At 43.6% G+C, this 9,024-nt stretch carries 8 protein-coding genes; 3 read left to right on the top strand and 5 right to left on the bottom strand.

The genetic code is table 11. From position 1 onward, the window contains the following. Positions 1-112: 112 nt before the first annotated feature. Complete coding sequence (locus tag P5674_RS13835) at positions 113-631, bottom strand: hypothetical protein (protein ID WP_006617763.1); 519 nt, start codon at positions 629-631, stop codon at positions 113-115. Between the two features lie 256 nt (positions 632-887). Between P5674_RS13835 and P5674_RS13830 the strand changes: the two genes are divergently transcribed. Together P5674_RS13830 and P5674_RS13825 are read left to right on the top strand one after the other, a co-directional pair. Then, positions 888-2,921: an FAD-dependent oxidoreductase gene (locus tag P5674_RS13830; protein ID WP_006617762.1), complete on the top strand. Its 2,034-nt coding sequence runs from the start codon at positions 888-890 to the stop codon at positions 2,919-2,921. 129 nt (positions 2,922-3,050) lie between these two features. Further along, a complete protein-coding gene (locus P5674_RS13825; RefSeq protein ID WP_006617761.1) occupies positions 3,051-3,554 on the top strand; it encodes a hypothetical protein in 504 nt (167 codons plus the stop codon). A gap of 255 nt (positions 3,555-3,809) precedes the next feature. Here the strand turns inward: P5674_RS13825 and P5674_RS13820 are convergent, their stop codons facing one another. From P5674_RS13820 to P5674_RS13805, 4 genes are all read right to left on the bottom strand, one after another. Continuing rightward, positions 3,810-4,277, bottom strand: coding sequence for a hypothetical protein (locus P5674_RS13820; RefSeq protein WP_014274977.1), 468 nt, complete (start codon positions 4,275-4,277; stop codon positions 3,810-3,812). A gap of 97 nt (positions 4,278-4,374) precedes the next feature. After that, a complete protein-coding gene (locus P5674_RS13815) occupies positions 4,375-6,051 on the bottom strand; it encodes a DUF3352 domain-containing protein (protein WP_006617759.1) in 1,677 nt (558 codons plus the stop codon). Between the two features lie 81 nt (positions 6,052-6,132). Continuing rightward, entirely contained in the window at positions 6,133-6,354 is a 222-nt protein-coding gene (locus P5674_RS13810; protein WP_006617758.1) for a hypothetical protein, read from the bottom strand. A 105-nt stretch (positions 6,355-6,459) separates the two neighbouring features. Further along, positions 6,460-8,727, bottom strand: a complete 2,268-nt coding sequence (locus P5674_RS13805) for a heavy metal translocating P-type ATPase (protein ID WP_315670042.1) — start codon at positions 8,725-8,727, stop codon at positions 6,460-6,462. 15 nt (positions 8,728-8,742) lie between these two features. On the opposite strand from P5674_RS13805, the gene P5674_RS13800 reads away from it, so the two are divergent. Further along, positions 8,743-8,883 (top strand): hypothetical protein, encoded by a 141-nt coding sequence (locus tag P5674_RS13800; protein WP_162270034.1) that lies wholly within the window; start codon positions 8,743-8,745, stop codon positions 8,881-8,883. Positions 8,884-9,024 lie beyond the last annotated feature (141 nt).

The raw sequence follows: 9,024 nt of genomic DNA, 5'->3' as shown, positions 1-9,024 counted from the left end.
CGCACCACAGCACAGCGATCGCCATGGTGCGTCAGAAATCCATTTCTTCCCTTGATTATAATTATCCTTATCTGACGCACCCCACAGGTTGACATCTATTTTGCCTGATTAATTACCCCATATTTAATCTGTCTAACTGATGGTAATTAAACATAATTTTCTGAATTTTGGCGAAGACCGAACCTAATTCTATTTGGTCAATAGGTAGTAAATCCAGAACCTCTAAAACCCGTTGCAATCCCAAAATAATTTCTGCCCGCAAGTGTAGGGCGGGAAATCCTGGTAATAAATCCTGCGCCCCTTGTCTGATAGCCCAAAGACGTTCTGCCTGTGAGACTTTTGCGGCGGTTTCATGGGTTAAAATAACTTGAACTTCGGGATAGTTAAAATTACACCAACGACAAAATTCATAGGGGCTTTGTTCTTGCTTTATAAAATACATGACATCAACAATACATAAATCAGGGAGCTGGTTTATCAGAGATTTCTTCTGCAACAATAACTGTAAATGGGAGGATTTATAGTAGTTGTAAACTGATAGACCTTGGGAAGACAAGATTAAATTCCAAATCATTTGCTGTGGCTTCGAGATTTGAGCAACTAGGACAGTTTTAGGAGGGTTATTTATCATACAAAAACTCACTTTTTGTTAATCAAGCACAATCCCATCAGTCGAAATAAATCAACCTTCAGTAATAGCTTTTAATGGTTTTTGTAGAGACACCCTTAACCTAAATAACAAGAATCACCAAATCTTGAAATCCGACTGACTAAAATTTAGACTCCGTGTTATGATCTATAAAATAGCCGTTTTTAAACTCAACCCCAAGTGCTAATTATAGCATGGGGACTGGTAATCTTAATCTCAATCAACTAATTAGTTGCCAATGCCTGAATTTCATCAATTCCTAAATTTGCCATCTATTTCTCGCCGACAAGCTATCAAGATTTTAGGAGTCAGTATAGCTGGTGGAATCCTAGGCTATTCCCGATTCAAAAAACCACAACCCACTATCACAGAAAAAGACTCAATTGCTCTTCCCTATAGCTTAAACAACCCCAAAAAAGTTGTTGTAGTCGGTGCCGGATTAGCAGGTTTAGCCTGTGCCTACGAACTCAGCCAACGGGGGTTTGCAGTGACCTTATTGGAACGATCGCCCCAACTCGGTGGCAAAATTGCCAGTTGGCCGATTCAGGTAGGAAACCAGACGTTTATGATGGAACATGGGTTCCACGGTTTTTTCCCCCAGTATTATAACCTGAACAGCATCATTGAGGAACTCCACATCAGAGATAATTTTTTATCTCTTAAATTCTACTCGGTAGTTCTGAGAAATAACACTTATGATCCGGAAGTGTTTCGCCCCAATCATTCAGCCTTTCCCTGGAATATAGTAGATTTAGCGATCGCATCACCCAACCGACTCCGGTGGGGAATTAACCTCACTAAACGCCAACACTGGGAAGTTTTCCGAGAAATTGGTGGTTTTGCTATTCCCGACAGCTTTGAAAGACTAGATCAGATTTCCGTCAGCGACTGGGTAAAGGGAGAATTTCCCCAGGGTCTTTATGACTTGTACTTTCTCCCCTTCGCTAAGTCTAGCCTAAATGCGCCGGATTCTCTGAGTGCGGGAGAACTTATGCAGTTTTTCCATTTCTACTTTTTCGGGAACCCAGAAGGACTAGCCTTTGACGGGACTCGCGAAGATATGGGTAGCAGTCTCGTCCAACCCATAGCCGATGCAATTATTGCTAAAGGGGGTAAAATTATCACCGGAGTCGCAGTCTCTGAGGTGAAATGGCGGGACGGACAAATTGACTCCCTCACCTACACCACCGGAGACCGTCACGGGTTAGCACCTTTTTGGGTAGATCGCCATGTCAGTTTAGGAAACACTGGGGAATATTTTGGCGCGGCGGATGAAGTTTATGCTGTTAACCCCGACAAAACGGAAGCCATTTCCCTCACCTGTACTCACCAAGGTTGTACAGTTAATCAGGAGTCTGATGGACGTTTTTACTGTCCCTGTCATGGCGCTATTTATGATCAACAGGGTCGGGTGATTTCTGGTCCCCCTAAACAGGATTTACCCCGCTTTAAGGTTCTCCAATATGACACTACTCGCCTACAGTTAATTGCTGAAAATAACAAACCCCCCAAGGGTAGGGGGGATAATAGGGAGCTAAAACAGGAGGTAAGCTCGCTCTACTCTAAAATGGCGGATTCTGAACTTTCCGTTACATCTGTTACACAATCTACGATTAGTTTAGCAGCGGACTATTACATATTTGCTACTGATGTTCCGGGGGTTAAATCTTTATTTTCGCTGTCTGCAGGGGATGTTAACCCACAGGTTCAACAACAGATCGAAAAATTAGCGATCGCTGACCCCTTTGCGGTGTGTCGATTCTGGTTTGACCGCGATTTTCCCTGGGAACATAGCGATTTTACCTCGGTATCGGGTTATCAATTAACCGATAGCATTACCCTATATCATCGCCTTCAAGACACTTATAAACAGTGGCATCAACAGACCGGAGGAAGTGTGGTAGAACTCCACGCCTACTGCTATAAAGAAGCGGATTTCCCCACTCAATCAGCCTTGCTGACTACCTTTGAACAAGAACTATATGAAATAGTCCCGGAACTGCAAAATGCCACGCTATTACATCGAGAATTAGTCAATCAAAAGAACTTTTCCGGCTATCCACCGGGTAGTTATAGCGATCGCCCTTGCACAAATTCCGGTGTTCCTAATCTCCAATTTGCGGGAGATTGGGTAAAAATGCCTTTTCCCTGTGGTTTAATGGAAAGGGCGGTTAGTAGTGGCTTATTGGCAGCCAATCATATTATACACGAAGAAGGATTGCAAAGGCGGCCATTATTATCAGTCCATCCCAAGGGGATTTTCAGCATTTAACATCACACATAAAAACCTTGACAATTGGAGTAATTTGTGATAATAAACAACCCAGAAATTGAGGTTATTTGTTAAGTGCATCGATGGAAAACCTCATGAAACCTAGTATTGGTATCACCACCCATAATTATGACAAATAAACCAGAACCCAACCCCAACTCAGAAACTGACTATCAATTAGACAGAGATATTCTTTCGGGTCGTCAATTCACCTTGGCTGATGTTATCGGTAGGGAAGGAGGCAGTTTTTTAAAGGGGGAATCACCCATCCCCATTTTAACCCAGGCTATCAATGAAATCAATGGATTTATTAGCAAAAATCTTTCGGACTCCCCTGGTGCATTAAAAATGGTTTTGCAGACTTGGGTAAAAAATGATTCAGGAGTTACAAAAAAGGTAAATCAACCCCTAATAGCGTTGCGCGATATCCTAGAATCCATTACCTCTAATTTAGAATTACTGTATGAATTTGTGCGACAAGTTGATTTTAAATGGGGACAAATGTATGATGAATTACCTCACTTTCAGCAACCCGGACAAGAACCCCATCCTGATGATGAATATACCCATGAATCGGTCAAAAAACAATTAACTGACTTATTAGAAAAGGTGAATAATCACCTATCAATATAAACCGGGGTTAATTCGGGCAAGAATATGGTCTATATGCCGACATATACAGCAGCTTTTAATATAGGGATAGGGGGCTGTTTAAGTAACCTTTAATAGAAAGGCTTGATGACAGGTAGGAAGTCACAAAAAACGGGTTTCTGGCGTTTAGGGCTAAGTCTTAATTTCCCTAGCCCAAATGTTCATAGAAACCCGATATTAAGGTGGCGATTTAACTTTCGTCGATCGCCTATGACTTCCTATGGTGTCCGCCAGAATTTAGTAGATAAAAATACCTCCAGTTGATTGAATATTAACAGTGCGTAACCCAGCTTGGTCGCCACTAGGTCTGACTGTGAGGGTGATGTTGTTATTAACAACTTCGAGGTTATATTGCAGACTCAAAGAAGCAACTAAGGGGTTAATCACGACATAAGAATCTAGGGGAAGGTTGTTATAACTAATACTTTGTCCATTAGCTAAATTGGCGGTTCCCGTGGTGGTCAAACCATACTCCAGGGTAACACTAGATTGATTAACGAGGGTTAGGTTAACCGACTGTTGTGGATTAATTCGGGCGACAGGTTGCCAAGGTCCGGGGTTATAGGTAGAAGCTGCTGGGGGATTTTGGGCTAGAATAACTCCTGTAATTGTTTCGGAAGCATTAAGGGTTTTTGGCTGTACTACCAATGATAAACACAAGGTAGTTGCTACACCCAGTCCGACTACATTAAGATGACGGTTCATTTTATGATTCTCCTGAATACAGGCTAACATCAAGTGCGAGGAGTTATCTGTATTATTGCCCAATCTGGATGTTTTGGATAGCCAATTAACTAGGAGTTTATTGGAGGTGGGCGAAAACAGTGGCTTTTTGTACGCCATTTTCCCGACCCCTGGCGCTGATAGTAAGCGATCGCAAATGATTAAAGAAGGGTTGGGCGGATAATTCCACCAATCTTAGTAAAGGCATTTGTTGGCGTAAAATTGGCCGACTGACATCCCAATCAATATAAAAATAGCCATCATTTTTTCCAGAGAGTAATTTGATGCTATTGCTAAATTCGGGATTAGTCAGAATGTTTCCAGTTTCCACCCTATGGATAGCTGCATCCATCGCCTCAACAGAAGTGGTAAAAATTTCATAATCCCCAACCGTCGCGTGAACCCCCATGGCTTCCGCTTCAATCACCTGTTTTTTGGGGCTGGTCTTATTTTTAGACTTAATGGGAACAGTTTTAAGTTGTGTCCAAGCCCATAGGGTATAGTCCCCTAATACAAAACTCCCGACACTGTAACCCCTCTCAGTTGCGATCGCATCTAAAGCCTCGATAGCAGTTGCGGCTAAAGGGGTGCGTTTGGCGACAAATACCCAATCATTGCGATCGCCTATGGGGTGGGGGACTAGGGCGAGGGCGTATTCTTCTGTTACCCAATTAAAAATATCTTCGGGTAAATCAACACCCCAACTTTCTTGTATGGAAACCCGCGCGCGTGTTAAAACTCCCCCCAAGGTCTCATTACTCCCGATAGTCCCGGAGGTTTGCGCCCACAAATCGTTTAAATCTCGTCCGGTCACTACTAGGGGACTATTGGCGCTGATATAGTTTAAAGCCTTGGGGGGTTCTGACAATAACGGCGGCTCAAATTCTTCGCTGGTGGTAGCAATTATGGCTGTATCTGCTAATAATCCTTGGGGGTTTAGGGTCAGTCCGAGGGCTAAACTTGGTTGAATGGGTAGGGCGTTAATTTCATCGGGGGTTAATTCCCAATTCCCTAAATTTAGAAATACTAATCCAATTTGGCTGGAGTCTAAAGCGGCGATCGCTTTTTGATAAGTCTGGGAGTTGGCTAGGTTTAGGGTTGATACCTGGAAATTATTAATGGCTTCCCGCAATACTTTGGGATAGTTAGCAAATAAAATAAAGCGATCGCTTAATACTGCTGTCGCTAATGTGGGCGCTAATTCTACCGACTCCCTTTGGCGGTAGGTAATACTTACGCCTCGATAGGTTTCCGAGGTTACCATTACTCCCGACACCGCTTGTCGTTGCCAAAATAATTCCAGAAATTCCTGACTCTGTTGGGGATTTTGGCTGGTGAGGGCGAGAAGATATCCCGGTTGTTTATCATTGCTACTGTCGCGATCAATATCTGCGGCTATCAGAGACAGGGTTATTTCCCCCCCTAACCACGGTTTAATATCCCGTTTGTAGTTGAGTCCTGTATTCCCTAGTAATATCTTTTTAAATCGGTTAAATTCCTGATGCGATCGCTGTCTTTGTTTCGGTTCAGCTAATACCTGGCGGAAGGCTTCCAGGCGGTCTGGGTTCACCAACAACGATGCCGTAAACGGCGCATTTTTGGGCACAAATACTGTCGCTGTAGGAATGGTTTTGGCATTCGCCTTCAATAACGATAGGGGAGTTTCACCTAATAGCGTCAGGAAGAAACTCACCCCCACCAGTAGCAGGGTCGCAGTGGCGATACCTAACAGAATGAAAAAGGACTTCAGCTTCATATTAATCTGAGTTTACGGGGGACGGTTGATTGATCAACATAGTCTCACCAATATCTTCTCACAGATGGGAGTTTGGCGAACCTAATCACCAGATTTTTTCCTGGGAGGTTCGCTGAACATAAACCACCACAATTCTAACCCAATTAAGCCTATCCCTGCTAGGGTGATACCTAGTTTTAAGCCTAGGGGTTGTTCGATTTTACTAAATTTACCATATTCGCCACCACCATGATGATGATGGTGCGGTGATGCGATCGCTTCCACCGGAATAGATGCGATCGCACCTAATAACATTAACATCATGAAACAATTATTGATTCTTCTAACTTTCATCATCTTGTGCGCCTCTGGGTTTGTTTACTAGCTAAGTGAACCATGATTAATTAGCAGGTAATTGGGGATTTTATTCTATAACCGAGTTCGCTGCAATCTTAACGCATTTGTCACCACAGAAACCGAACTCATAGCCATCGCAGCCCCTGCTATAATAGGATTAAGTAACCAATTGGTTAGCGGGAATAAAACCCCAGCAGCGAGGGGGATACTGGCTGTATTGTAGAAAAAGGCAAAAAACAGATTTTGGCGGATATTCTTCATGGTAGCACGGCTGAGTTTAATCGCCGTCACAATCCCCTGTAAATCTCCCGAAATTAACGTAATATCTCCGGCGGCGATCGCCACATCAGTTCCCGTCCCGATCGCCATTCCTACATCAGCTTGTGCTAAGGCTGGCGCGTCATTAATTCCATCTCCTACCATCGCTACAATCGCCCGTTTGTTAGACTTTGTAACCCTCTCCTGTTGCAGAGATTTAATAATCTCTGATTTCCGGTCAGGACGGACTTGGGCAAATACCCTATCTATCGCTACCTGTTGAGCGATCGCTTCCGCCGTTTTCTGATTATCTCCCGTTACCATTACCACCTGTAATCCCATCGATTTTAAAGCCTTTACCGCTGCCACTGAAGCCGGTTTAAGACTATCTGCAATCCCCAATAATCCCTCAATTTTCCCATCAATAGCAATCCAAGCCGTCGTCTGTGCTTGCGTTTCCCAACTGCCTTGTTTATCTTTAAAAATACTCGTATCAATTCCCAACTCTTCCATCCATATAGAAGTACCAATTTGGATTAAGCGATCGGACACATTCGCCTGTACCCCCATTCCCGCCATTGCTTCAAATTCCACTACTTCCGGTAAAGGTAATTCCACCTCCTGAGATTTAGCATATTCCACAATCGCCTCAGCTAAAGGATGTTCTGATTTGGCTTCCACAGCCGCCACCATCCGCAGCAGTTTTAACTCATGATTATTAGTCGTTCCTCCCACCGTGATATAATTAATTACTTTCGGCTTACCCTCCGTCAAAGTTCCCGTTTTATCTAAAACTATAGTCTGGATTTTGTGGGCTAATTCTAGGCTGTCTCCCCCCTTAATTAAAATACCATGTTCCGCACCCAAACCCGTCCCGACCATTACCGAGGTCGGAGTCGCTAATCCCAACGCACAAGGACAAGCGATAATTAATACACCTACCATAGTCACTATAGCTAGGGTAATATTTCCCGTCCAATTAAACCAGATCACAAAAGTAGCGATCGCTATAGCTATCACCACCGGGACAAACCAGCTAGTTACCTGATCTGCTAATGTTTGAATCGGTGCTTTTGAACCTTGCGCCTGTCGTACTAACAGCACAATTTGCGCCAAAACAGTTTCTTCTCCCACCCGTGCAGCCGTAAACTTAAAGCTACCAGTTTTATTAATTGTCGCCCCAATCACTTCATCACCAATCCGCTTTTCTACTGGCACACTTTCCCCCGTAACCATCGATTCATCTACCGTCGATCGCCCTTCGATTATCTCTCCATCAACCGGGATTTTTTCCCCCGGACGAACTATCACAATATCTCCCACCTGCACCAATTCAATCGCGATATCTTCCTCCTTACCATCACGAATCACGCGGGCAGTTTTTGCTTGTAATCCTATTAATTTTTTGATGGCTTCTGACATTTTCCCTTTGGCGCGATGTTCTAACCATCTCCCCACTAAAACCAACGCAATAATCATCGCCGCCGACTCATAATAAACATCGGGACTCAATCCCTGACCCAACAAAACATTAGGAAATAACGTCACAAACACCGAGTACACATAAGCCACACCTGTACCAATCGAAGTTAGAGTATTCATGTCGGCGTTACGCTGCTTAAATCCTTTAATTGCACCCGTAAAACAACCTTGACCACACCAAAACATCACCGGAGTAGTTAACACAAATTGCAGCCAGGGATGATGCAGCCAACCCGGTATAAAATGGATGTCTAAACCTGTCATCATTGGTAAGCCACCAATCATCAAGAATAAACTCACAAATCCCGAAAATGCCACCTTCTTAATTAGTGCTTTTTCCTCGGCATCACTCTCCGACTCTCCAGGCTTTTCTAACTTTCCTAAACCCCCTAAAGGTTTGGTTGTATATCCAGCGTCAGAAATCGCTTCTTGAATTGCCTCTAAACTGACCGCTTCTGGGTTATAATCTATGGCAGCTTGTTCAGCACCAAAGTTGACTTGACATTGATTAACTCCATCAAGTCTATTCACTACTATTTCAATGCGGGATGCACAGGATGCACAACTCATCCCCCCCACTTGTAAATGAGTGGTTTTCATGGCGAAAATTTACCTTTGACAATTTTATACATTGAGTTTAAAGTCTCCTGTGAACTGGAGAGTCAACAAAAAAACCCGATTTCTCCCAGACCCCTTGACAAACTCAGAGCGATCGCTTATCATGGTCTCGTGGGGGTAACATGGCTATACGCTTGATTTTTTATTCAACACTACCCCCTCAAAAAACCCGATTTCTCCCAGACCCCTTGACAAACTCAGAGCGATCGCTTATCATGGTCTCGTGGGGGTAACATGGCTATACGCTTGATTTTTTATTCAACACTGCCAAGAAACCCG

The organism is Limnospira sp. PMC 289.06 (genome assembly GCF_032350395.1).
In the GTDB taxonomy this organism is placed as follows: Bacteria; Cyanobacteriota; Cyanobacteriia; order Cyanobacteriales; family Microcoleaceae; genus Limnospira; species Limnospira platensis.
The sequence above is the reverse complement of the archived record's forward strand: the minus strand, read 5'-3'. Positions and strand labels throughout refer to the sequence as shown.

Excerpts from the sequence above, each read along its gene's own strand:
- P5674_RS13810 (WP_006617758.1), bottom strand. The coding sequence starts at position 6,354 with ATGATGTTAATGTTATTAGGTGCGATCGCATCTATTCCGGTGGAAGCG.
- P5674_RS13820 (WP_014274977.1), bottom strand. The coding sequence starts at position 4,277 with ATGAACCGTCATCTTAATGTAGTCGGACTGGGTGTAGCAACTACCTTG.
- P5674_RS13805 (WP_315670042.1), bottom strand. The coding sequence starts at position 8,727 with ATGAAAACCACTCATTTACAAGTGGGGGGGATGAGTTGTGCATCCTGT.
- P5674_RS13835 (WP_006617763.1), bottom strand. The coding sequence starts at position 631 with ATGATAAATAACCCTCCTAAAACTGTCCTAGTTGCTCAAATCTCGAAG.
- P5674_RS13825 (WP_006617761.1), top strand. The coding sequence starts at position 3,051 with ATGACAAATAAACCAGAACCCAACCCCAACTCAGAAACTGACTATCAA.
- P5674_RS13830 (WP_006617762.1), top strand. The coding sequence starts at position 888 with ATGCCTGAATTTCATCAATTCCTAAATTTGCCATCTATTTCTCGCCGA.
- P5674_RS13815 (WP_006617759.1), bottom strand. The coding sequence starts at position 6,051 with ATGAAGCTGAAGTCCTTTTTCATTCTGTTAGGTATCGCCACTGCGACC.